Source organism: Paracoccus sp. 228 (assembly GCF_000967825.1).
GTDB classification, from domain to species: domain Bacteria; phylum Pseudomonadota; class Alphaproteobacteria; order Rhodobacterales; family Rhodobacteraceae; genus Paracoccus; species Paracoccus marcusii.
Window position 1 is genome coordinate 1,001,423 of sequence record NZ_JYGY01000001.1, and the last position, 23,516, is coordinate 1,024,938.

The 23,516-nt window shown below is 64.7% G+C and carries 24 protein-coding genes and 1 tRNA gene; 9 read left to right on the top strand and 16 right to left on the bottom strand.

Annotated features, from left to right (window positions below; translation table 11 throughout):
- Window positions 1-12: 12 nt before the first annotated feature.
- The 5 genes from SY26_RS04890 to SY26_RS04910 form a co-directional block, all read right to left on the bottom strand.
- Window positions 13-1,698 (bottom strand): chloride channel protein, encoded by a 1,686-nt coding sequence (locus SY26_RS04890; RefSeq protein ID WP_045999465.1) that lies wholly within the window; start codon window positions 1,696-1,698, stop codon window positions 13-15.
- A 157-nt stretch (window positions 1,699-1,855) separates the two neighbouring features.
- On the bottom strand, window positions 1,856-3,394 hold the full coding sequence (locus tag SY26_RS04895) for a gamma-glutamyltransferase family protein (RefSeq protein ID WP_232303261.1): 1,539 nt from the start codon (window positions 3,392-3,394) through the stop codon (window positions 1,856-1,858).
- Entirely contained in the window at window positions 3,394-4,410 is a 1,017-nt protein-coding gene (locus SY26_RS04900) for an ABC transporter substrate-binding protein (protein WP_045999466.1), read from the bottom strand. The genes SY26_RS04895 and SY26_RS04900 overlap by 1 nt, the downstream gene beginning before the upstream one ends.
- A 16-nt stretch (window positions 4,411-4,426) precedes the next feature.
- Complete coding sequence (locus tag SY26_RS04905) at window positions 4,427-5,200, bottom strand: ABC transporter permease (protein WP_045999467.1); 774 nt, start codon at window positions 5,198-5,200, stop codon at window positions 4,427-4,429.
- Window positions 5,197-6,045, bottom strand: a complete 849-nt coding sequence (locus SY26_RS04910) for an ABC transporter ATP-binding protein (RefSeq protein WP_045999468.1) — start codon at window positions 6,043-6,045, stop codon at window positions 5,197-5,199. Before SY26_RS04910 ends, SY26_RS04905 begins: the two co-directional genes overlap by 4 nt.
- A gap of 171 nt (window positions 6,046-6,216) precedes the next feature.
- Between SY26_RS04910 and SY26_RS04915 the strand changes: the two genes are divergently transcribed.
- Window positions 6,217-6,918 (top strand): GntR family transcriptional regulator, encoded by a 702-nt coding sequence (locus SY26_RS04915; protein ID WP_045999469.1) that lies wholly within the window; start codon window positions 6,217-6,219, stop codon window positions 6,916-6,918.
- Here SY26_RS04915 and SY26_RS04920 read toward each other — a convergent pair whose 3' ends face one another.
- Complete coding sequence (locus SY26_RS04920; RefSeq protein WP_045999470.1) at window positions 6,919-7,320, bottom strand: membrane protein; 402 nt, start codon at window positions 7,318-7,320, stop codon at window positions 6,919-6,921.
- 78 nt (window positions 7,321-7,398) lie between these two features.
- Between SY26_RS04920 and SY26_RS04925 the strand changes: the two genes are divergently transcribed.
- On the top strand, window positions 7,399-8,625 hold the full coding sequence (locus SY26_RS04925; protein ID WP_045999471.1) for an amidohydrolase family protein: 1,227 nt from the start codon (window positions 7,399-7,401) through the stop codon (window positions 8,623-8,625).
- A gap of 42 nt (window positions 8,626-8,667) precedes the next feature.
- On the opposite strand, the gene SY26_RS04930 is transcribed toward SY26_RS04925, so the two are convergent.
- The gene (locus SY26_RS04930; RefSeq protein WP_045999472.1) at window positions 8,668-9,078 is read right to left on the bottom strand and encodes a DUF305 domain-containing protein; all 411 of its coding nucleotides are present in this window, start codon (window positions 9,076-9,078) and stop codon (window positions 8,668-8,670) included.
- Between the two features lie 143 nt (window positions 9,079-9,221).
- Here SY26_RS04930 and cueR point away from each other — a divergent pair, with 143 nt between their 5' ends.
- From cueR to SY26_RS04945, 3 genes are read left to right on the top strand one after another with little or no spacing between them, the layout of a single operon-like run.
- Entirely contained in the window at window positions 9,222-9,677 is a 456-nt protein-coding gene (gene cueR / locus SY26_RS04935; protein ID WP_045999473.1) for a Cu(I)-responsive transcriptional regulator, read from the top strand.
- Complete coding sequence (locus SY26_RS04940; RefSeq protein WP_232303262.1) at window positions 9,674-10,129, top strand: DUF411 domain-containing protein; 456 nt, start codon at window positions 9,674-9,676, stop codon at window positions 10,127-10,129. The genes cueR and SY26_RS04940 overlap by 4 nt, the downstream gene beginning before the upstream one ends.
- Before the next feature lie 2 nt (window positions 10,130-10,131).
- Complete coding sequence (locus SY26_RS04945; RefSeq protein ID WP_045999474.1) at window positions 10,132-10,893, top strand: MauE/DoxX family redox-associated membrane protein; 762 nt, start codon at window positions 10,132-10,134, stop codon at window positions 10,891-10,893.
- 250 nt (window positions 10,894-11,143) lie between these two features.
- On the opposite strand, the gene SY26_RS04950 is transcribed toward SY26_RS04945, so the two are convergent.
- The 4 genes from SY26_RS04950 to SY26_RS04965 all read right to left on the bottom strand — a co-directional run bounded on the left by SY26_RS04950 (window position 11,144) and on the right by SY26_RS04965 (window position 13,945).
- On the bottom strand, window positions 11,144-11,536 hold the full coding sequence (locus tag SY26_RS04950) for a DUF4112 domain-containing protein (protein WP_045999475.1): 393 nt from the start codon (window positions 11,534-11,536) through the stop codon (window positions 11,144-11,146).
- A gap of 105 nt (window positions 11,537-11,641) precedes the next feature.
- Window positions 11,642-12,010, bottom strand: coding sequence for a VanZ family protein (locus SY26_RS04955; RefSeq protein WP_064503537.1), 369 nt, complete (start codon window positions 12,008-12,010; stop codon window positions 11,642-11,644).
- Window positions 12,011-12,409: 399 nt separating this feature from the next.
- Window positions 12,410-12,928 (bottom strand): hypothetical protein, encoded by a 519-nt coding sequence (locus SY26_RS04960; RefSeq protein WP_139597413.1) that lies wholly within the window; start codon window positions 12,926-12,928, stop codon window positions 12,410-12,412.
- A 231-nt stretch (window positions 12,929-13,159) separates the two neighbouring features.
- A complete protein-coding gene (locus SY26_RS04965) occupies window positions 13,160-13,945 on the bottom strand; it encodes an SDR family oxidoreductase (RefSeq protein WP_045999477.1) in 786 nt (261 codons plus the stop codon).
- Window positions 13,946-14,308: 363 nt separating this feature from the next.
- Between SY26_RS04965 and SY26_RS04970 the strand changes: the two genes are divergently transcribed.
- The 3 genes from SY26_RS04970 (at window position 14,309) to SY26_RS20965 (ending at window position 17,312) form a co-directional block, all read left to right on the top strand.
- Window positions 14,309-15,628, top strand: a complete 1,320-nt coding sequence (locus SY26_RS04970) for a sodium:proton antiporter (RefSeq protein ID WP_045999478.1) — start codon at window positions 14,309-14,311, stop codon at window positions 15,626-15,628.
- 258 nt (window positions 15,629-15,886) lie between these two features.
- Window positions 15,887-16,974, top strand: a protein-coding gene (locus tag SY26_RS04980) for an IS3 family transposase (protein ID WP_157020399.1) whose coding sequence is annotated in 2 segments (ribosomal slippage) — window positions 15,887-16,136 and window positions 16,136-16,974 — 1,089 coding nt in all. Because the reading frame shifts where the segments join, the coding sequence is not laid out codon by codon here.
- 41 nt (window positions 16,975-17,015) lie between these two features.
- On the top strand, window positions 17,016-17,312 hold the full coding sequence (locus tag SY26_RS20965; RefSeq protein WP_139597755.1) for a hypothetical protein: 297 nt from the start codon (window positions 17,016-17,018) through the stop codon (window positions 17,310-17,312).
- A 24-nt stretch (window positions 17,313-17,336) separates the two neighbouring features.
- Here the strand turns inward: SY26_RS20965 and SY26_RS04985 are convergent, their stop codons facing one another.
- The 5 genes from SY26_RS04985 to phaC all read right to left on the bottom strand — a co-directional run bounded on the left by SY26_RS04985 (window position 17,337) and on the right by phaC (window position 21,740).
- Entirely contained in the window at window positions 17,337-18,173 is an 837-nt protein-coding gene (locus SY26_RS04985) for a DUF3883 domain-containing protein (RefSeq protein WP_045999479.1), read from the bottom strand.
- 349 nt (window positions 18,174-18,522) lie between these two features.
- Window positions 18,523-18,612, bottom strand: a tRNA-Ser gene (locus SY26_RS04990).
- Between the two features lie 42 nt (window positions 18,613-18,654).
- Complete coding sequence (phaR, locus tag SY26_RS04995) at window positions 18,655-19,233, bottom strand: polyhydroxyalkanoate synthesis repressor PhaR (protein WP_045981194.1); 579 nt, start codon at window positions 19,231-19,233, stop codon at window positions 18,655-18,657.
- A 138-nt stretch (window positions 19,234-19,371) separates the two neighbouring features.
- A complete protein-coding gene (locus tag SY26_RS05000) occupies window positions 19,372-19,827 on the bottom strand; it encodes a hypothetical protein (protein ID WP_045981193.1) in 456 nt (151 codons plus the stop codon).
- Between the two features lie 176 nt (window positions 19,828-20,003).
- Entirely contained in the window at window positions 20,004-21,740 is a 1,737-nt protein-coding gene (gene phaC / locus SY26_RS05005; RefSeq protein WP_369799397.1) for a class I poly(R)-hydroxyalkanoic acid synthase, read from the bottom strand.
- 377 nt (window positions 21,741-22,117) lie between these two features.
- Between phaC and phaZ the strand changes: the two genes are divergently transcribed.
- Entirely contained in the window at window positions 22,118-23,464 is a 1,347-nt protein-coding gene (gene phaZ / locus SY26_RS05010) for a polyhydroxyalkanoate depolymerase (protein ID WP_045999480.1), read from the top strand.
- The last annotated feature ends 52 nt before the right edge of the window (window positions 23,465-23,516 follow it).

The following is a 23,516-nucleotide window of genomic DNA, read 5'->3' on the forward strand; positions in this document are numbered from 1 at the left end:
GCCGCCGCCGTGTCAGCCGTGCTCTTCGGCGGCGGTCTGTTCCAGGGCCTGGTTCAGGGCGCGCAGGACGTCGACGTGATGGACGCTGCCGATCAGGCGCAGGGGGTCGTCCGGGCCGTCGCAGGCCGTCACGGCCAGAAACACCGCGCCGCTTCGTTCGAACAGCGGCAGGGCCTCGGCCAGGGTGGTGGTCGGGGCCACGGTCGGACCGCGTTCTGCCATGGCACGGACCAGATCCTCGGCCGGGGCATCCGGGGCGTCCAGCGCGCGGATGACCGGCGTGACGCGCAGCTGGTGGGGCAGCCAGGCCTGCGGCCCTTCGGACAGGTGGATGCCCCGCCGCTCCAGTTGGGTCAGGAAGAACGACCGCCTGACCAGGGTCGATGCCAGGGCGGAACTGAGCGAGACCGAGGTCATCACCGCGATGCCCGTCTGCCAGTCTCCGGTCATCTCGAACACGATCAGCGCGGTCGAGATGGGGGCGCCCAGGACGGCCGCGCCGACCGCGGCCATGCCGGCAAAGGCATAGACGTTGACGCTGCCGGAATAGCCGGGCGCAAGGGTCGTGGCGATGATCCCGAAGGCCAGGCCGGTCAGCGACCCCATGACCAGCGCGGGCGAGAACACCCCGCCCCCCATGCGCCCGCCCAGCGTGATCGCGACCGCCAACGCCTTGACGACCGCGAACATGACCGCCTGCCCCAGGCCGATCTGGCCGGACAGCGCCGCGGCGGTGGTTTCATAGCCCACGCCGATGATGTGCGGAAAGGGAATGGCGATCACACCAAGGGCAAGCCCCGCCAGCGCGGGCCGGGACCAGCGCGGCCAGCCGATCCGCGCCATCGCCCGCGTCGCCAGACTGTCGGCGCGAAAGATCCCGCCCATCATCGCCGCCGCGACCAGCGCGCAGACAAGGCCCAGCACCATGAAGGCGGGCAATTCGATATGGAAGGCCAGGTCAGGCTCGACCGGCAGCATGAATTCGGTCAGGCCGCCGAACTGCAGCCGGTTGATGACCGTGCCCGCCACCGCGGCGATCGCGATCGGGGCAAAGGCGCGCGTCGCGAAATGCCGCAGCACGACCTCATGCGCGAAAAGCGCCCCGGCGATGGGCGCGTTAAAGCTGGCGGCGACCGCACCCGCGACGGCGCATCCCAACAGCTCCCTGCCGGTCATAGGGCTGGCCTTGATGCGCCGCGCGACCGCGGTCGAGACGACGCCGGCCAGATGCACGACAGGCCCCTCGCGCCCGGAACTGCCGCCGGTGCCCAGCGTGATCAGCGAGGCCGCGGCCGATGCCAGACCCTCGCGGACCTCGACCCGGCCCCCGTCCAGCGCCGCGCCCTCGATCACGTCGGCCACCGCGCGCACGCGCCCGTCTGGGGTAAAGCGATCCAGGATCAGCCCGACGACAAGTCCGCCCAGGACCGGCACCACCAGCACCCAGGCCCAAGGCAGGTCGCGCGCGACGCTGGCCAGGGTCAGGTCGTCGGCGCCGTAGAGGGCCCTCTGAACCCCCGAGATACCCAGCCTGAACCCAAGCGCCGCAAATCCCGCCGCGATGCCGATCAGCAGCGCCAGCACCCAGAACTGCACCTGTCGCAGGGCCCTGTCGGCCGCAATGCGCAGGACGGGATACAAGTCGCGGCGCCATCGGCGCAGGGTGCGTCTGACAAGAAGGGCGAAGGCAGGTCTCATTCGGGCAAGGCTGGCACAGCATCGTCATCTTGGCGAGGGTCATCCGTCACGCGGACATGGTGCACGGCCCAAGGCCGGCACCGGCACGGCGTTCTACCGATACCGGGCACCCCACATCGGCGGCGGCTGATCCCCCACGACGCGGCCGATGGCGGCGTCAGAGGGCCAGCCCCTCGCCCCGGGGATCATGCGCGCCAGAACAGCCCGTCGCGTCGATGCGGATCGCGCCTGCGCAGCCGAAGATCGGGGACAGGGCCGGCAGTTCGGCCGTCTCATGCCCCAATGCGGCCAGAGAGGCGATCGCCGCGTCGCCCAGGGAGGCCTCGACCTTGAGGCTGTCGCGGCTGTCCGAAAAGGTTCGCCCCAGAAGAAAGCGCGGCTGCGCCAAGGCTGCCTCGGGCGACAGCCCCAGATCGATCAGGCCGCTCAGCACGACGGCCAGTGTCTGCGGCTGGCCATCCGCGCCCTGCGTGCCATAGAGAAGATGCGGCCGGCCATCCTTCAGCGCGATGCCGGGGTTCAGCGTATAGAAGGGCCGCTTTCCGGGGGCGATGACATTCGGGTGGGTCGGATCGGTGGCAAAGCTTGCGCCACGATTGTGCCAGATGATCCCGGTATCGCCGATGACGCAGCCGCTGCCCCAGTCGAAATAGGTGCTCTGCAGGACCGATGCGCAGCGCCCCTGCCCGTCCGTCGCGGCGAAGAACACCGTATCTCCATGCCGGACCCCGTGCGGCCAGGCCAGTGCACGATCCGCGCGGATCGCGCCCGCCTTGGCGTCCAGCCGATCCGGGGACAGCAGCGCCGATATGTCGTCGCCCGCGTGGTCCGGGTCGGCGATACGCCCGCGGTCCAGGAAGGCCTGCTTGACCGCCTCGACCAGCAGATGGGTTCGCATTGCGGGGTCGCGGGGGATCCGCAGCCGGTCGAGGATGCCCATGATGGCCAGCGTGGTCACCCCCTGCGTGGGCGGCGGCGGCGCCAGCAGCATCAGGTCGCGATAGGGCTGGGACAGCGGTTGCGCCGCCCGGCTGTGCGTCGCGGCAAGGTCGGCGGCGGTCAGCGGCGCGCCTGCCTGGGCCAGGCCCTGGGCGATCCGCTGCGCCGCCGGTCCCTGATAGAAGCTGCGCAACCCGTCCCGGACCATTAGGGACAGGATCTCGGCCAATTGCGGCTGGCGTAGCAGGTCGTTTCCGGCAGCGGCGAACTGGGCAGCAAAGCCCGGCCAGGCCGGCCAGTCCGCGGCGCGGAAATCCAGCCAGAACCGTTGGCTGTCGCTGGGCCGAAACCCGTCGCGCGCAAGGGTCAGCGCAGGCGCCAGCAGCGCCCCTGGCGTCATCGCCCCGCCCCATCGGGACGCAGACAGGCGCAAGGCATGGTCCCAGCTGTCGACGGCGCAGGCGGTCGTCAGCATCGATCCCGGCCCCCGCAGGGGCAAGGCGTCGGGCAGGTCCGGCAGGACGCCCGGCGCTTGGCCGATGCCCATCAGCGACGTCGCCCAACCGTCGCGGTCGGCCATAAGCCAGACCGCGTCGCCGCCCAAGCCGCAGAAATGCGGCATGACCACGGCCAGGACCGCGCCCATCGCCACGGCGGCCTCGGCCGCGGTGCCGCCGCGCTGCAGGACGTCCGCCCCGGCCCGTGTCGCCAGCGGGTGCGGGCTGGTGGCCATCGGCTGCATCGCGGCGGCCGCCATCAGTCGGCCAGGACCAGCTGGCGGTCGTCCAGCGGCGGCAGGAAGCTGCGATCGAAGACCTGTCCGGCTTCGGGCGTGGTCTGAAGCTGATAGCCCTCGGCGACGATGTCGATGGCGCGCGACAGGCGGTCGTCATCCAGATCGCCCAGACCGATCCGCGTTACCTCGTCCGAGGCGATCAGGTTCTCGTACGAGAACATCATCCGCGCCATCTCGAGGTCGCGATTGGCCAGGTTGTCGAAGGCCAGGACGGCATCGACGCCCGCCTCGTGGTCCTGGGCGATCTCGACCGCGGCGCGGTTGATCGCTCGGACCAGGCCGGTCACGGCCTCGGGGTTGTCGGCGATCATCGCCTGAGAGACCATGACCCCGTTGGCATAGAGGTCCAGGCCGTGATCGCCGAAGTTCAGCCAGTTGAAATCGGCCGCAGGGTCCTGGCGGTTGTTGATCAGGTTGAACCAGGCGGTGATGTTGAACACCATCGCCCCGTCGATGTCGCCGCGGATCAGCATGGGTTCGGTCAGGTTCGGCGCCAGGCTTTCGAGGGTGATGCTGTCCAGGTCGACGTCGTTCATGCGCGCAAAGACCGGAAGCAGCTTGGTCGTGGGCGTCCCGGGCGCGCCGCCCAGGGTCTTGCCCGCCAGATCGGCAGGGGTCGTGATGCCGCTTTCCTTGCGGGTCACGACCGTGAAGGGCGGATCGTTCCACAGCTGATAGACCATGACCGGGGTCTGGTCGGGGCGTTCGGCGGCGTTCTGGATGATGGCGTTGATGTCGCCGAAGCCCGCGTCATAGGTGCCCGACATGATCCGGGTGACGGTGGCGGCGGACCCCTCGCCCTGGTCGATGGTGACGTTCAGGCCCTCCTCCTCGAAATAGCCCTTCTGCTGGGCCAGCAGGATGGGCGCATCCGACCCCTGCGTCTTCCAGCCCAGGGTGAAGCGGATGTCGGTCTGGGCCAGCGCGGGGGCAGCCATCGCGATCAGGGATGCGGCGGCAAGCAGCGATTTCAGCATCGGGATACCTTTCGGATCAGGAGGGGGACAGGTCGGTGCGGCGGTTCGCCCAGCCCACGACGCGGCCCTCGATGACCGAGAACAGGACGTAGAGGGCGACCCCCAGGAAGGCCAGGATGAACAGGCCGGCAAAGACCAGCGGCACGTCGAAGTTCGACGATGCGCTCATCATCACGTTGCCGATGCCCTTGTTCGAGGCGACGGTCTCGGCCAGCACGGTGCCGACGAAGGCATAGGTCGCCGCGATCTTCAGCGAGGCGAAGAAGAACGGCATGGTGCGCGGCAGGCCCACGTTCAGCAGCAGGTCCATCTTGCCGGCGCCCAGGGATTTCAGCACGTCCTCCATCTCGGGCTCGGTCGTGGCAAGGCCGGTGGCGATGTTGACCACGATGGGAAAGAAGCACATGGCCAGCGCGGTCAGGACCGCAGGCACCGGCCCCGCCCCGAACCACAGCACGAAGATCGGGACGACCGCGACCTTCGGGATGGACGAGAACCCGATCAGTAGCGGATAGGCCGTGTCATAGGCCACCCGCGACGTGCCGATCAGCGCGCCGATTACGACGCCCACCGCCACGCCAAGGCCAAAGCCGATCATGGTCGTCCACAGCGTCTGGATGATGTGCGGCCACAGGACCGGAAAGCGCGCGACCAACGTTGCCATCACCTGCGACGGGCGCGGCACGACCAGGTCGGACACGTTCAGGGCCAGGCACAGAACCTCCCACCCCAGGAAGAAGGCGACGATCAGCGCGGCGGACCACATGCGGCGGCGGATGGCATAGTTCATGACGCGACCTTTCGGGCGGATTCGCCGCGGGCATCGATGATGCGTTCGCGCAGGCGCTGGTTCAGGGCCACGAAATCGGGCTGAAAGGTCATCTCGACCGTGCGCGGGCGGGGAAAGGTGACGGGGCTGTCGTCGATGATGCGGCCGGGGCGCGCGCTCATCACGCAGATCCGCGTGCCCAGAAAGCCGGCTTCCTTAAGGTCATGCGTGACCAGGATCACGGTGGGGCGACGCTTGATCCACAGATCCTGCATCGTGCCCCACAGCTCCTCTCGGGTGAACTGGTCCAGCGCGCCGAACGGCTCGTCCAGCAGCAGCAGGCTGGGTTCGTGGATCAGCGCGCGGCACAGGTTGGCCCGCTGCAGCATGCCGCCCGAGAGCTGCCAGGGGTAATGACCGGCGAACTTTTCCAGGCCCACATCGGCCAGCAGCGCGTGGACCCTGTCGCGGTACTCGCCCCGCTTCTTGCGGGCGTAATCCTGTCTGAACGGGCGCACGATCTTCAGCGGCAGCATGACGTTCTGTTCGATCGTCAGCCATGGCAGCAGGGTCGGATTCTGGAACGCCATTCCGACGCGCAGGGCGCGGGCCGCGACCTCGCGTCCGCCCACGATGATCTCTCCGCCGGACGGGCGGGTCAGGCCGCCGACCAGCTTGAGGATCGTCGACTTGCCGCAGCCGGACGGCCCGACAAGCGCCAGGAATTCGCCCTCGTCCAGGTGCAGGTCTGTCGGTTGCAGCGCCTGGACGCGCTCTGCGCCCTGTCCGAAGGCGACCGATGCCCGCGACAGCTGAACCGCTGGTCGCTTTCGTTCCGGCGCGATCTGTGCAAGATCCGGGTTCATGAGGTTCCCCTGTCAAAGGTGCATGACAAAAGTGCATACACTTTATACCGAATCCTTAGCCCGCCGGTGCCCAGCCACGCAAACCGCGGGGCGCTGGAAAATGCTGACCGGATGGCCGATGCCGAAACTTTCCTCAGTTCCGGGCCACATGCCCGATCAGCAGGCGGTCGCATGACGGCGGGGGCGCGTTCCGTCGGCGGCGACCGCATGGCCGCAATCTGCCAGGGCATCCGTCGGGCCATCATCGAAGGGGCGCTGATGCCCGGCGACCGCCTGCCCGAGGATGCCCTTGGCGAAAGCTTCGGCGTGAGCCGCACCATCGCGCGCCATGCGCTGGGGCAGCTGGCCGCCGAAGGGCTGGTCGATCTGCGCCGCAACCGCATCGCGACCGTGACCGCGCCCACGCCGGCCGATGCGCGCGACATCTTCGACATCCGCGTGGCCCTGGAACGTCAGGTCGTGCAGCATCTGGCCGGTCACCTGTCGCCCGACCAGGTCGCCGCCCTGAAGGAGATCGTCCGCCAGGAGCATGATGCGCGCCACGGGCCCGACGGCGCGTCGATCCGGCTGGCAACCGAGTTCCACATCCGCCTGGCCGAAATGACCGGCAAGCCTATCCTAATCCGCTATGTCACTGAGATCTGTTATCGCGCGGGCCTGTCGCTGTCTGCGCTGGCCCGCCCGCATTCGTCGGACTGCGCCATCAGCGAGCATCTGGCCCTGATCGACCTGATCGCCAAGGGGCCCGCCGACAAGGCCGCCGACCTGATGGCCGAGCATCTGGAGGCCGTGGCCGCCCGCGCCCTGCTGTCGGGCGATCGCAGCCGCAGCCGCGATCTGGTCAACATCCTGCAGCCCTATGTCAAGGGCTGATCAGCCCTTGGCGATGGTGGGATCAAGGATCCATTCGGCGCTGTCGTTCCAGACGTCCGTGTCCAGGATCAGCCCATCCTGCACCGTGAACCGGTCGATATAGCGGTTCCCGTCGAAAGGCGTGCCATCCGGCCAGGCGCCATGCAGATAGCCCAAGCTATAGACGATCGTCTGCTCGCCCGCCGGCACGACGTCGTACCGCTCGATCCGCTTCTTGACCCAGGCATAGCGGGCCGCGTTGAAACCGGTCGGCCCCGACGGCGTGTCGAAGACGCGCCCGCCCGTGAACCGGCAGGTAAAGCCCGGCGCGACGAAGGTCGCGGCCAGCACCGGATCGGGCGCCATCGACGCCGCAAGATAGTCCTTGACCGCCTGCAGGTCTTTTTCGGTGTTCTGGTTCATCGCGCTCTCTGCTTGTCTGTGGCGGGGTAAAGTGCATACACTAGAAGAATACAGAAGGTCGCCGGGGACACAAGAACGATGCTGGATCTGATCCTGAAGAATGCCCGCCTGCCGCAGGGTGCCACAGATATCGGCATCGCCGGCGGTCGCATCGCCGCCCTGGGCCGTGACCTTGGCCCGTCGCGCGAGGTCCGCGACATCGAACACCGCGCCGTCCTGCCGGGGCTGGTCGAGGCGCATATCCACCTGGACAAGGCCGGCTTGCTGTGCCGCTGCGGTCAGGCGGACAGCGTGCAGGCCGCCGTGGCCGCGGTCAGCGCGCTGAAGCGCGACTTTACCGTCGACGATGTTCGCAGCCGCGGCGCGCAGGTGATCGAGGCCGCGATCCGGCAGGGCACCATGCACATGCGCACCCATGTCGAGGTCGACCCCCGCGCCGGATTGCGCAGCCTGGCGGCAGTGCTGGCCCTGAAGGACGATTATGCCTTTGCGCTGGACCTGCAGGTCTGCGCCTTTGCCCAAGAGGGCCTGACCAACGATCCCGGCACCGAGGCGCTTTTGGAACAGGCGCTGGCGCAGGGGGCCGACCTTCTGGGCGGCTGCCCCTATACCGACAGCGACCCACTGGCGCAGATCGACATCCTGTTCGCGATGGCCGTGCGGCACGACGTCGATCTGGATTTTCATCTGGATTTCGACCTGGACCCTGACGGGTCCCAGATCAAGGCGATCTGCGACCGGACGATTCGCCATGGTTGGCAGGGCCGCGTGAATCTGGGCCACGTGACCAAGCTGGCGGTGATGACCGACGGTGCCCTGCGCGATCACGCCGCGATGCTGGCCCAGGCCCGGGTCGCCGTGACCGCCCTGCCCGCCACCGACCTGTACCTGAACGGCATGGACCAGGGTCACCGTGCGCCCCGCGGCGTGGCGCCCCTGCACCTGCTGGAAGGGGTGACGGTCGCGGTGGCGACGAACAACGTGATGAACCCGTTCACGCCTTATGGCGACTGCTCGCTGATGCGGATGGCCAATCTCTATGCCAACGTGATGCACCTTGGCGCCGGCGATTTCGCGGCCTGCCTACGGATGATCACCGAGGGCCCGGCCCGCATTCTGCGGCTTGCCGATTACGGACTGTCGGTCGGTGATCGCGCAAACCTGATAGTGCTGGATGCCGCGACGGCCGAGGATGGACTGGCCACCATCGCGGCACCACTGATGGGCTTCAAGGCCGGTCGCCAGAGCTTCGACCGGCCCGCGGCGCGATTGCTGCGCCCCGTGGCGGGCGCCATGCCCGCCTGACGCAGCGCCATGCACCACCTGCTTGGCGCTGTCTGTCATCGTTCAGCTGTCGTGTTCAGCCAGCCAGGCCTCCATCATCTCGATCTCGGCCTCCTGCGCCGCGATGACCTCCTCGGCCAAGGCGCGCACCTGGGGGTCCTGGCCGTGTTCAAGGACGATGCGCGCCATGTCGATGGCGCCCTGGTGGTGGGGGATCATCCCCCGCATGAAGTCCACGTCCGCGTCATTGGTATATTCGACGTCCATGTTCGCGTGCATCTCGGCCATCGCTGTGCGATAGGCCGTCGTTGCCGGCGTGTCGTCGGGTCGTGCCCCGGACATCGCCATGTCGCCATGCGCGGAATGATCCATCTGCGCCATGTCGCCATGGGCGGAATGGTCCATCGTCTGCTGGGCAAGACCCGGCGCGGCGACGGCAAGGGCGGTCAGCAGGATGGGGACGAACGTTTTCATGGCAGTGCTCTCCTTCTTCCCGATCTCAGATAATCCTTCCCATCGTTGCAAGGTCAATGCCGCGCGGACGGCATCATCACGCCCTTGACCTTCCCATGATGGGAAGCCCCATATCCCTGTCATCGCAATGACGGAGCCCTGCCATGAACATCGGAGACGCCGCCAACCGCTCGGGCGTATCGGCCAAGATGATCCGATACTATGAACGGATCGGCCTGATCCCGACAGCCCGCCGGACGGCCTCGGGCTATCGCGAATACGAACCGCGCGACGTCCATATGCTGCGTTTTATCGCCCGCGCGCGCGACCTGGGCTTCTCGGTTGCCGAGATCACCGAACTGCTGGACCTGTGGCGCGACAAGGACCGGCGCAGCGCCGACGTCAAGGCGCTGGCGCAGGCGCGGGTCCGGGACCTGCGGCACAAGATCGCGCACCTGCAGGACATGGCCGACACGCTGGAGGAACTGGCGAATGCCTGCGCCGGAAACGAGCGTCCGAACTGTCCGATCCTGCAGCGGCTGGAGACCTTGGACACGGATGACGAACCGTTGTCCCGCAGGCGGCCCGAACGGGGATTCAAGGAAAGGATCGGCGGGTGACGGATCGACGCATGTTCATGACGGCGCTGGCGGCGGGCATTCTGGCCGGCCCGGCGATGGCATGGTCCGGTCAGGCGCCGGTCCGGACGCGGGTCTTTCGCGCGCCCGATTGCGGATGCTGCGGCGCGTGGGTTGCGCATCTGCAGGATCACGGTTTTGCCGTGGAGGTGGTCACGACCGATGACATGCAGGGCGTCAAGGATCGCCATGCCGTGCCTGCGCCGCTGCGCTCCTGCCATACGGCCCTGATCGACGGTTATGTGATCGAGGGGCATGTGCCCGCCACCGACATCAGCGCCCTGCTCGCGCAGCGTCCGCCGGCCGCAGGCCTGGCGGTGCCCGGCATGCCCGCCGGATCGCCCGGCATGGAGGTGGGCGGGCGGCGCGATCCCTATGACGTCATCCTTTGGACCGGGTCCGAAACCCGCGTCTTTGCAAACCATCGAGGTTGACCATGACCCTGACGACCCCCAAGACCGCCACCCTTCACCGCATGGTGATGGCCAAGCACATGTGCCCCTATGGCCTCAAATCGCTGGACCTGCTGCGGCGCCAGGGCTTTCGCGTCGAGGACCACCACCTGACCACCCGTGCCGAGGTCGACGCGTTCAAGGAACAACACGATGTCCGGACCACGCCGCAAACCTTCATCGACGGTCGGCGGATCGGCGGCTATGACGACCTGAGGCGGCATTTCGGCAAGACCGTCCGCGACAAGTCTGCGACCACCTACCGCCCCGTGATCGCGCTGTTCGCGATGGCCGCCGCGATGGCCCTTGCGACCAGCTGGGCCGCGTTCGGTCAGCTGATCACCATCGCCGCGGCCGAGTGGTTCGTGGCCTTCGCCATGTGTCTGCTGGCCCTGCAGAAGCTGAAGGACGTCGACAGCTTTGCCACGATGTTCCTGAACTATGACCTCCTGGCGCAGCGGTGGGTCCGCTACGGCTACGTCTATCCCTTCGCCGAGGGACTGGCGGGCGTCCTGATGGTCGCGGGTGCGCTGATGTGGCTGTCCATTCCGGTCGCCCTGTTCATCGGCACGATCGGCGCCGTGTCGGTCTGGAAGGCCGTCTATGTCGACAAGCGAGACATCAAATGCGCCTGCGTCGGCGGCGACAGCAACGTCCCCCTGGGGTTTGTCTCCCTGACCGAGAACCTGATGATGATCGCCATGGCGGTCTGGATGCTGATCAAGGTCACGGTGCTGGCGCATTAGTAGGTATCAGTTGGGGATCAAGCGGCTGGCAATGGCTTCTGAATGAAAACGGAAAAGAAAAACGACCGGCCATTCCCGACGTGCGTCCCAATGAGGCTCCAGATTGATTCAGTATCAGAGCCAAAACAAAACAGCTGCGGTGAACATGACCTCGGAAAAGCGTTCCCGGGAACCGGTCGCATTGATTGCGACGGACTTCTACTCCGTGACTTGACCAAGCAGGCTCGCGATAGATCCCCCATGAGAGATTCTAGGATGATCTTTCGTCGCCATAAGGTGCCCCAACCCCAGCAAGCCTATCGCGATTGAGATGCGAGCGCAGAATGTCGACATTGCGCAGGTTGGACTTGAACCAAGCATCAAAGACGCTTCCGACAAGAGGGATGCTGCCAAATGTCGTGTCCACGGCAACGTTGATCCCCTGCCTCACAAGCTTGTGCCTAGGCAGCCCCATGCGATAACTTTCCAAGACGATCCATGCCGCCGGCAGCATTGCCGCAGCGTCACCGAGCCCCGGCACCAAACCTGCGATCGCGTCGTATCCGACCCGAAACCGTGTGCCTGGGATTCGAAACACACAATCCAGTTTGCCGGAAAGCTGTTCCAGCCGTTCAAAGCGCGCCTTGTGCAGATCATCGTTCATATGGTTGCAAGCACGACAGCACCACCATTGTTCCCAAATGCCTTGATCTGTTGGCGCGTCGGCGTAGCGTGACACTGTGGCTTTTCCGCCAAGCCCCCGTCGGGGTTACCGGCGCATGCGCGGCCGTGCAAAGGGTACAAACCGCCCGGCAGCCAAGCCGATGACGACACCAATCCCGAGACCGATCAGGTCCGCAAGCCAGTCCCCAAGACTGCGGTCACGCCCGACGAATGGCTGAAGGATCTCAATCAAGCCGCCAAACGCCAGATAGGCGGGTAGAGCCAGCATCAGCCAACGCGGCCGAAGATAGGCCATCGGAAAGGCAAGCACCCCGAACGCGACCATATGGTAGATCTTGTCGGATTCCGCGACTGACCCCAAAGGCGGCGCTGGTACCGGCGTCAGCGTCAGGACCGCAATCGCAGTTGCGACCAGACATGACAGCCCTAAGGCGAGTTTCGACTGAAGGCGCATGAACTCTTCGCGTTATGAACATTTGCCGGGCAAAAACCACGACGATACCGGCCTTACACCATGATGGGCCTGAATACAGGGTCACCTTGACCTGTTGAGGAATCATAACGGTATGCAGCATGACGGGGGCGCCGGTCAGCCGACGGCTCAACGCGTCAAATCTCTTTGTAGAAAAGAAGCAGCTCCCGGAGCTTACCCGGGAGCCCACGCATGTCATCGACAATGCGTCTTTGTCGTACTGCTCGTGCCCTCGATCTCTGCCGCCGAAGTGCGCTCAACTACTGAGGTAGTTCTTATTATTATTTTCTGCTTAAGGTTAACGGGGCGCTCTGTCTAACGTTATTTTCGTAGCAGGGTCAGTTTTACAAGATACAGGGCAATGCCTTGGGAAGCGGCCCGCTACCAGGCAGTGCGATAGCGCATGCGGTTTTCCGGATGGACAACGCGACCCTCTCTGATCGCCTGAACGACGGCCGCTTTATGGGCTGCCAAACGGGCGGCGTATCCTGCCCTTGAGAAGTATTCAGGCTGGAACAGGATCATGCCATTCTCATCCGTCACGAGGTGAAAGTCGCGGCCGATGCCAAGTCCCCGATGCGCGGGAAACACTATGGGATGGTAATTGCTGACGCCGCCTGCCAGTGCGCCGCACTTCGTGCAGACCGCGAGGACGACCGCATTCATCAGGAAAAACAGCACGTCTGAGCGTTGGCTGAAGGGCAGCACAATGGCCGAAGCCGGGTCCCTGACGAAGTCTGTGTGGGCGTCACCGATTTCTTCGGCTCCGACATACAGTTGCAGACGGTCCGCACTGCTCATATCCGCGTCGTCGATGATCCAGGCATCCGGGGGAGCGAAGGCCGCCAGAGGCAAGGTTGCAAGCCGTGGTGGCCGGCTTGGCATGTGCGATCGGGTCATGTGCCGGGCCTTAATCTCTCTCCTGAGCGATGATCTTCATGAGGCCGTAAAAGCGCAATACCTTCCCTGCGCCGCTTCGGCCCAACCACTGCGTCTGGCTTAGCCTGACATCCCAAAAGTAGGGACATCACCGATACTTTGCCGGCCATTCGGGAGTGACCGTGGGTATGGTCGCCACTGCCTGCAGTCGGTAGTGCCGGTGAACCTACAGCGCTCGCGCCCCCTTGTGGCCTAACGTCCGGGCGCGGCGGCCGAACCTGCCAGGATACCCCCATCGATCGTCAGTTCAGCCCCGGTCATGTAGGCCGCCTCGTCCGATGCCAGCATGACCGCCAGCGCAGCCACCTCCTCGGGCCTGCCAAAGCGGCGCAGGGGCGTGTCGGCCACCATTGCCGCCTCCCGCTTGCTGCGGTCGGGGCCATTGCCCAGCATCAGCTCCCACATCGGCGTCATCACCGCCGCGGGATGGATCGAGTTGCACCGGATGTTCAGGCCCTGCCCCGCGCAGTACAGCGCCACGCTTTTCGTGTGATTGCGAACGGCGGCCTTGGAGGACGCGTAGGCCGCCGCCATCGGGATACCGACAAGCCCCGAGCGCGAGGAGATGTTGATGATCGATCCCACGCCTTTCGGCCTCATGGCGCGGATGGCGTAGCGGCAGCCCAGGAAGGTACCGTCCAGGTTGACGGCATGAACGGCGCGCCAATCGGCAAGCCGTGCATTTTCCGGATCATGCGCCGGTGGGACGGATCCCTCGAACCCGGTGACCCCGGCGTTGTTGACGACGATATCCATCGTCGGGAACTGCTCGGCAATCGTACTCCAGTCCGCTTCGGAGGTGACGTCGAGCCGGCCGAATGTCCCACCAATCGCGTCTGCCACGGCATGGCCGCCGATCCTATCGATGTCGGTGACAACGACATGTGCGCCCTCGTTGGCAAAGGCCGTTGCGATGGCCGCACCGATGCCGCGCGCCGCGCCTGTCACGAGCGCCGTCTTTCCGGACAGTCTGGCCATGGGAGATCCTTCGCGTTCAAAAGTGAAACTGATCGACGCACCGCATGAAGGCGCGCGGCTTGTCTCGGACGTCCTAACAAAAAACCCTATCCATCGTCATCCACTTCTCATCAGCCGCTTGCCCAGTCGATGGGCGATCCCACAGGGTCCGGGGTCGTCGACGTCCAGGTCGGAGCCGTTCCGTCATCCGTCAAACTCTTCAGCCGCATATGTAACTCAGGAACCTTTCGGCAGCATCACGGTAGGCTGCCCGGACACATCGCGGTGTCTTACCACCATACGTCGTCCGACCAACGGACTTTCCTTTCCCCTTCACCTCCCTCAATCGAACCCTGCCTTCGACGCGGTTTCGAAAGGCATGACATGTTCGAAACCCTGACCCGGCCACCCGATCCGTACATCCTTCTGATGATGGGACTGGGGTTGCTGATTGCACTCGTCGCCTGGCTTCCCCTGGCTCTCCGCCGTGTTCCACTGTCCCTCCCGATCGTCTGTATCGGCCTTGGCATGGGTCTGGGTGCCATTCCCGGATTGCGGTTCGCTCCATCGCCCCTGGAGCACCCTGAAATCACCGAACGGTTTGCCGAATTCGTGGTCATCATCGCGCTGATGGGCGCGGGCCTCAAGATCGATCGCGTGCTGGCCCTGCGTTCATGGCTGATCACCTGGCGACTGATCTTTCTGACCCTACCCTTGGGGATCGCGCTGATTGCTGTCCTTGCGGGGACATGGCTGGCCCTGCCATGGGCCATGGCGCTGCTTCTCGGGGCGGTTCTGGCACCGACGGATCCGGTCCTGGCCTCGGATGTGCAGGTCGGCCCCCCGAAGACCGGCGAGGAGGACGAGGTCCGGTTCGCCCTGACATCCGAGGTTGGCGTGAACGACGGCGCCGCTTTCCCCTTCGTCCATCTGGCCATAGCCTTGGCGTCCGCGTCCGTGACGCACGAACCTTGGGCCCTGGACTGGCTGACCTACAATGTCGTTTGGGAGATCGGCGTCGGCATCCTGGGCGGCTATCTGGTCGGGCGGCTGTTTGGATGGATCACGTTCCACATCCCCGCGGAAAGCCGTCTGGTAAGGACCGGTGACGGCCTGATCGCGCTGTCGGCGATATTCGTGTCCTATGGCCTGACCGAGGTGTTCCACGCCTATGGCTTCCTGTCGGTCTTCGTCACCGCCCTGACCTTCAGACAGGCCCACAGGGATCACGACTTCCATAAATCCATGCATGACCTGATCGAACAGATCGAACGGATCTCGATGATGGTGCTTCTGCTCCTGTTCGGAGGCGCGATCGTCAATGGGCTGCTGTCGCCCCTGGTCCCCATGGATATTGCGGCGGCCCTGGTGATCCTGCTGGTGATCCGCCCGATCACCGCCCTGATAGGCATGACGGGCATCAGCGCTCCTTGGCATGAAAAAACGACGATCGCCTTCTTCGGCATCCGGGGCATCGGGTCGTTCTACTACCTGGCCTATGGCCTGAACCACATCGATGATCTGCAGCACGCGGCGCGTCTTTGGGCGATCGTCGGACTGGTCGTGCTGATGTCCATCATCATGCACGGCCTGTCGGTCACACCGATCATGCGAATGCTGGACCGCGTACAGGGCCGCGACCCCGATGCCGAAGACGCCGTGCCGCCCCCGGGTTTCCAGGGACCAGGCAGGGACGCGGACTGATGGCACGGTTGCATGCACATGCTGTCTTGTTGTGCGGATGCTAGGTCAGGACGCGCTGCCGGCCCGAACAGCAGATCACGGCCAGACGCCAGAGATAAGGGCGGAGAGAGCTTTACCCGGCTGTCACCCGCGCCGCCGATTTCGGCGCGGCGTCTGCCGTCTTGTCTTCATCCCAAGGGCACAAAAATGGTAATCCTCCCCATCGTTAAGGGGGTTTATTCGTAGAATTTTCTCGTAGCGTGAGCTGAGGAGATTCGAATGAGAAAGACCCGATTTACCGAGCCGCAGATCATGGCTGTGCTGCGCCAGGCCGAAGGCGGTGTTGCGGTGCCGGAGCTGTGCCGAGAGCATGGGATCAGCAGCGCGAGCTTTTACAAATGGCGGGCGAAGTATGGCGGTATGGATGCGTCCATGATGAGCCAGATGAAGGCGCTGGAGGATGAAAACCGGCGGCTGAAGCGCATGTTCGCGGACCTGAGCATGCAGGCCGACCTGCTCAAGGAAGCTTTGGGAAAAAAGTGACGCGGCCAGCTCAACGCCGCGAGTTGGCCGCGAGGGCGGTGGCAACGAAGGGGGTCAGCATTGCGCTGGCCTGCCGCACATTTGGGGTCAGCGAGACGTGCTTTCGTTACAGCCCGAAGCGCTGTGCCGAGAACGAGACCATCGCGGATCTTCTTGAGGGCCTGACCAAGGCGCACAGAACCTGGGGCTTCGGCCTATGCTTCCTGTATCTGCGCAATGTCCGTGGCCATGCCTGGAACCACAAGCGCGTTCGCCGGATCTACTGCGAACTGGAACTGAACCTGCGGATCAAGCCAAGGCGGCGCATCAAGCGGCACAAGCCGGACGTGCTCTCGGTTCCAGACGCGCCGAACCTCGTGTGGTCCATGGACTTCATGGCCGACCGTCTGGCCGATGGTCGCCAATTCCGGCTGCTGAACGTGCTCGACGACTTCAACCGCGAGGGTCTGGGCATTGAGGTCGACTTTTCGCTTCCGGCCGAGCGCGTGGTTCGGGCGCTGAACCAGATCATCGAGTGGCGCGGCAAGCCCATGGCCATCAGGGTCGACAACGGCCCGGAATACATCRGCGCAACCTTGGCAATCTGGGCCGCAAAGCAGGGCATTGTCCTGACCCACATCCAGCCCGGCAAACCGCAGCAGAACGCTTACGTCGAGCGCTACAACCGCACCGTCCGCCATGAATRGCTCGACCTCTACATTTTTGAAACCATCGCGGAGGCACAGAGTATCGCAACCGACTGGCTCTGGACTTACAACAACGAGCGACCCAACATGGGCATCGGCGGCATAACACCCGCACAGAAACTGAAAATGGCTGCGTGAGTTCTACGACCAAACCCCGTTAAAACGGGGAGGATTACCCTGTGACAGAACTGGAAAGAGCAATGCATGCTGCCAATTTCGATGGTGAAATGCCTGCCCTTGATGCCGGAGAGCTTGATCTCTGGATACACGCTCTACAGCGAAATGATGTTTGGTTTCTTTGCGGCCCTGATCGCGCCAGCATGAAGTTCGGGTGTCAGGCAGGTCAAAAAGACAAACTGGTCTCCTTGGAGCAAGCGCTTTCAAGGCTGAATATCGGCGCCGCCAATCTCAAGGCACACTACCAGGAACGCTGGCTTAGTGATGTTAAGGTAAAGTTCACGCTCGGATTGCACTAATTAGCTTCTGATCTTGGTCGCAACTCAACAAAAACTCGCCTGAAAGGACGTCGCGGTCAGCGAGACATGCGCGTCCAGCGGCGGGTGCAGCTCAAACGCTTTCGGCTCGCGCGCGAAGTTCCAGAGCCGGAACAGGGACCATTCCGAACGCCGCTCCTCGGCTACGTCCAGCTCGTTGCGGCTGATGTGGAAAGGGGTGCGTTCCCAGCCATTCGTCGTCTTCACCTCGATCAGGCGCGGACGGCCATCCGGCGCGAAGCTGGCGATATCGTAGCCGGCACCATCGCCATCCTCCTCTGACACCCACCGGACCTTGCGCGCAAGATCATCGCGGCCCGCTGATTTCAGGGCTGCACGTTCATGCGCCAGGACGCGCTCCTCACCGGCCCGGCCGAGGGCGCGGTTTCGTTCGTCTCTCGCCGCGACATCGAATTTGCGGGCGATGTGCAGCATCTGCTCCAGTTCCTGTGGCGGCGGCTGGTTCGACAACGTGGGCGGCGGCCCGATCCAGATCGGCCGCGCCTCCGCGAGGCCAGTCGGCGCTCCTGCACCCGAATGGCGGCCGAGCCAAGCCGGGTTCAGCGCCAGCCAACGCGTCACGGCATCCACCAGCGTCATCTGGAAATTGAAGGCGGGCTTGTAGCCCGGGATCCAGTCCTCACCCAGCCCCTTCATCACGGCGCTGATGTTCTGGTGCTTGAACTCGACCGATCCCTCGGACCGATCATTCAACAACGGTAGAAGCCCGCGCCGGTGCTCGGCCTTGTTGTAGGGGCGGCCAGAGACGTCGTTGGCCAGCATCGCGAAGTAATCCGCAACGATCAGGTCGTTCTCTTGATCTGTCCAAGGCTCGTTCGACATTGCGCCAGGCTAGGGGCCGAAACTGCGTTTGTCATCAGAGACTTCGCGCAAAACTCCCAAGACATACCAACTACAACGCCGCCCGTGTCGCGTCGCCATCTGCTTTGAGACAAGCCGGGACCAGTGAAACAAGGGCGCAGCGCGACCTCATCAGATTACTGAAATATATGGTGATTTATTACCCGTCTCGCCGAGAGCGAGGGGCGGGTGGAAAGAGACGGTGGGCGTTCGGAGACCGATCTCGCGCGGTTGGGCCGTCTCCGAAGGACGGATGGCTCCTACAAACCCCTTTGGCACATAAAGAAAAAGGCCCCGCGAGGGACCTATTTTCGGGTTTGCAATGTGCAAGTGGCGGAGCGAGAGGGATTCGAACCCTCGAGACGGTCTCCCGCCTACACACTTTCCAGGCGTGCGCCTTCGACCACTCGGCCACCGCTCCGTGACGCGGGTCTAGCCCGACGCACGGCGCGGTGCAAGGGGATCACAGCTTGGAAACGCGCTTTTGCAGTTCGGCAAGCTGGCGACGGATCTCGGCCATGTCGCGCTCGTCTTCGGGGGTTGCGGGGCCGGCGGGGGGCGTAGGCGTGCCATCCTCGCGTTCGGGGCCCGAGGCGCCACCGCGCCAGCCGCCCATCATCGCCTTGAGAAACATCTGCTGCTGGCGCTGCAGCGCGTCGAATCCCGGCATCGTGGCCATGGGATTGGGCATCGCCGCCATGTTCTCCATCAGCTTGGACTGTCCCTCGCGCAGCATTTCGAAGCTGGCGGCAAGGAACTGCGGGACGACCGATTGCGCGTTGGTCGTATAGCTGCGCACCAGGTCGGTCAGAACGTCCAGCGGCAGGACGCTCTCGCCCCGGCTTTCATGTTCGGCGATGATCTGCAGCAGGTACTGGCGGGTCAGATCGTCGCCCGACTTCAGGTCGATGATCTTGACCTCGCGGCCATCGCGGATGAAGCCCGCGATATCCTCCAGCGTGACATAGTCGCTGGTCTGCGTGTTATAGAGGCGGCGGCTGGCATAACGCTTGATCAGCAGCGGCGCAGTCGATGCGGCCATCCTGGGTTCCTTGAATTCATCCTGGCCGCCATGATGAATTCTGCACCCGCAAAACGCAAAGGAAAAAGCCCCGGCGCGCAAATGCGAACAGGGGCGACCGAAGTCGCCCCTGCCCGGTCGTTTCCGGTGATCAGGCGATCACTTGTCGGCGGTCGCCGTGGCGGCCTTCTTGACGGCGGTCTGGGTGTCACGGGCGGCCTTTTCAGCCACCTTCTGCGCATCCGACGCCATGTCCTTGCCGGCGGTCAGCATCAGGTCGACGGTGTCCATCTGGACCTTCTTGGCGACTTCGGCATAGGCAGCCATGTGCTCGGCGGCCATTTCGGCTGCGGCCGAGGCGAAATCGCTCATGGCCTTGGCGTATTCGGACGGGTCCTGCTTGACGGCAGCCAGCTCGCCCATGCGCGAGATCGAGTCCTTGGCCCAGCGGGCCGAGATCTCGGTCGAACGCTCGGCGGCGCTCAGCGCGACGCGGGCCAGCTTCTCGCCCATCATCGACTGCGACTTCATCGCGTCCTGCATCGAGCTGGTATCGATGGGAAAGTTCGCCATCATGTCCTGCATCGTCTTGGTCATATCGGGGGTCTTTGCCATGTCGTTCACTCCTGTGATGCAGCGACCGAGAGACAGAGGGAACGGGTCGCTGCGATCCATTCCATGCCACCAATATGAATGCTGCACCGCAGCATTTCAAGTATTTTTTCTGCGGCGCGGCGAAAATCCGGCGGGCCGGCGCAAGCCCTTGGAAAGTCCTGTGCGCCAGCCCCGCTTCAGCCTGCGCGCTCGTGGACATAGCGGCCAGGGGCGGGATCAAGACCCGCTCCGGGGTCGCGGGCGGGCACCATCGGACCAGCCCGCTCGGCCAGCCATGCACCCCAGGTCGGCCACCAGCTGGACTGCTGGAACGCGGCCGCGTCCTTCCAGTCCTGATGCGTGCCGCCAAAGCCGTGATCGCTGAGGTAGTGGCCGTATTTCTGCCGCGTGGGCGGGTTCACGATGCCCGCCACATGCCCCGATTGCGACAGGATGAAGGTCTTGTCCTTTGATCCCATCTGCGCCACCCCGCGCCAGCAATCCTTCCAGGGTGCGATGTGGTCACCCTCGCAGGCGACCGAACACAGGGGCACCGTGACGTCGGACAGGTGCAGGCGGTGGCCCAGCAGTTCGAACCCCTCCTCGGCAAAGGCGTTCTTCTGGCACAGGCCGCGCAGGTACTGTGTCGCCATGCGTCCAGGAAGGTTGGTGCTGTCGCCGTTCCAGAACAGCAGATCGAAGGCCGGCGGCGTCTCTCCCATCATGTAGCTGCGGATGGCAGGGCCCCAGACCAGGTCGTTGGCGCGCAGGAAGCTCATGGTGCGCGACATCAGCTGCGCCCGCAGCAGGCCGTGGCGCTGGACCTCGGCCTCGATGCCGCCGACGAAATCGTCCTGCAGGAAGCTGGTGAATTCGCCCTGGTCGGAAAAGTCCGTCAGCGTGGTCAGCAGCGTGGCCGAGTTCACGCGGCGATCGCCCTTCTGCTTCAGCAGCGCCAGCGTCAGCGACAGCGTGGTGCCCGCGATGCAATAGCCGACCGCGTTCAGCCGCGCCTGTCCCGTCAGGGCCTGCACCTGGTCCATCGCGTCCAGATAGGCCTGGACGTACTCCTCCATGCCGGTGTCGGACAGGCTGGCATCGGGGTTCTTCCAACTGACGACGAACAGCGTCTGACCCTGATCCACCAGCCAGCGGATCAGACTGTTCTGGGGCTTCAGGTCCAGAATGTAGAACTTGTTGATCCAGGGCGGAAAGATCACCAAGGGCAGCGCATGCGCCTTGGGCGTCGTGGGCGCGTACTGGATCAGCTCGAACAGCGGCGCGCGATAGACGACGGTGCCGGGCGCGGTGCCGATGTTCTCTCCGACCGTGAAGGCGCGGCGATCGGCCAGGGACACGATCATCTCTCCGCCATGCTGCTCGACATCGCGAACCAGGTTCTCTAGCCCCTTGACCAGGCTTTCGCCCTCGGTCTCGACGGCCTTCTCCAGCGCGTCGGGATTGGTCGCAAGAAAGTTGGTGGGCGCCATCATGTCGATGATCTGCGCGGTCATCCAGTGGACACGCTTGCGGGTCACGTCGTCGGGCAGGTCCAGCGTCGCCGTCGCATCCTTCAGCGCGCGCGCATTGGTCAGGTACTGCTTCTTGATCAGGTTGAAATAGGGATGGGTCTGCCACAGCGGGTTGGCGAAGCGGCGATCGGCGGGGCTGTCATCCTCGGGGGCGGTCAGCTGCCCAGTGGCCAGCGCCTTCTGCGCGCGGGCATAGTTCGACAGGGTCTGTCCCCAGAAGGTGACCTGCGTCTCGATCATCTTGGCAGGATGTTCCGCCAGCGTCTTCAGGAACGCGTTCGCGGCGGTCAGGTACAGCTCGGCACCCGGCCCCTCGACGCCGGGATTGGGCAGGTTGCGATCGGCCAGCGCGGCCATCAGGCGGTGACCCAGGGTCTCGATCCGCTCGATATTCTCGGCCAGCTTGTGGGCGGCGGGGGCGGGCTTGGGCGCCGCAACCTTAGCTTCGGCCTCGGGCGACGTGACCTCGACCCGCGGCGTCTCGATCTTGGATTCGGCGGCCTCCACCTTGGCCTGGGGCGTTTTCACCTCGACCTCCGGGGTCTTGGCCTGGGGCTTGGGCTTCGCGCGCGCCTTTGCGGTTGTTGCCGGTTTCCCACGTGATTTGGCAACATTTTTACCCGTCTTGTCCGGCTGTCTTGCCATGATCCGTAATCCCCCCTACTTATACGGTCATGATATGCGCAGGGCAGGCAAGGCGTAAACCCGGCTTCTGACCCCGTTCCCGCCGCCCCGTCGCGCGCAGATCATGTGCCGCGGCGCAGCAATTGTGGGGTTACATGTCGGTCAAAGGTCTTCGCGGCATCGTGTCCTATGACGCGATGGAGACGATTCGGAACACGAACGAATGGATGGGCGCGACCGCCCGCGCGATCGGGGCCTATCCCGCCTTCGCGCTGGTCCCGCATCCCGCGTTCCGGATGCTGGGGGCCTGGGGCCGTGTCACCGAACGCAGCTTCGCACGCATGGTGATCAAGCCCGACTGGGAGATCCCCCCTATCGCCGGAGAGGACGGGCAGGACCACGTCGTCTATGTCGAGCCGGTCTTGCGCCGGGCCTTCGGCGACCTGATCCATTTCCGCGTCGCCCGTCGCGACCCCCTGCCCCGCAAGGTCTTGCTGGTCGCGCCGATGTCGGGTCACTACGCGACCCTGATGCGCTCGACCGTGCTGTCGCTTCTGAACGATTGCGAACTCTACGTGACCGATTGGCACAATGCCCGCGACATTCCGGTCAGCGAGGGCAAGTTCGACGTCGAGGATTATACCCGCTACCTGGTCGACTTCATTCGTCACCTGGGCCCCGACGTGAATGTCATTGCGGTGTGTCAGCCGGCGCCCCTGGCCCTGGTCGCGACAGCCATCCTGGCGGAGGAGGAGCCGGCCGCGCAGCCGCGCACCCTGACCCTGATCGGCGGCCCCGTCGACCCCGATGCGGCCGCGACCGAGGTCACCGATTTCGGCAACCGCATCACCATGGGTGAGTTGGAGCATCTGGCGATCCAGTCCGTGGGCTTCAAGTATCGCGGTGCCGGGCGCATGGTCTATCCTGGGCTGGCGCAGCTGTCGTCGTTCATCACCATGAACATGCAGACCCATACCCGCGCCTTCATCGAACAGATCTATGCCGAGGCGCGCGGCACCGCCAGTGAAGGCGACAAGCACAACAAGTTCTATGACGAATACCTGGCGGTCATGGACATGACGGCTGAATTCTACCTGTCGACCGTCGAACGCATCTTCAAGAACCTCGAGATCGCGCAGAACCGTTTCACCGTCGACGGCCGTCCCGTCGATATCGGCAAGATCACCGACGTCGCCGTGATGACGGTCGAGGGGGCGAATGACGACATCTCGGCGCCGGGCCAATGCGTCGCGGCGCTGGAACTGTGCACCGGCGTGCCCGATGCCAGGAAGGTTCAGCATCTTGAACCGGGCGCCGGCCATTACGGCATCTTTGCAGGCAAGTCGTGGCGCCTGAACATCCGCCCGCTGGTTCTTGACTTCATTGACGAAAACGCAGCCCTTCCGGACAGCGTCAAGCCACGGCGCAAGCGTCGGGCCGGCGGCGCGGCCGCCGATTGCGGCGTCAACGATCCGGTCCATTCGGACAACGTCGCGGTCTGACGCCAGTCCCGCGGGACGGGGGAACCCGGTCCCGCGGATCGTTGTTTATCCC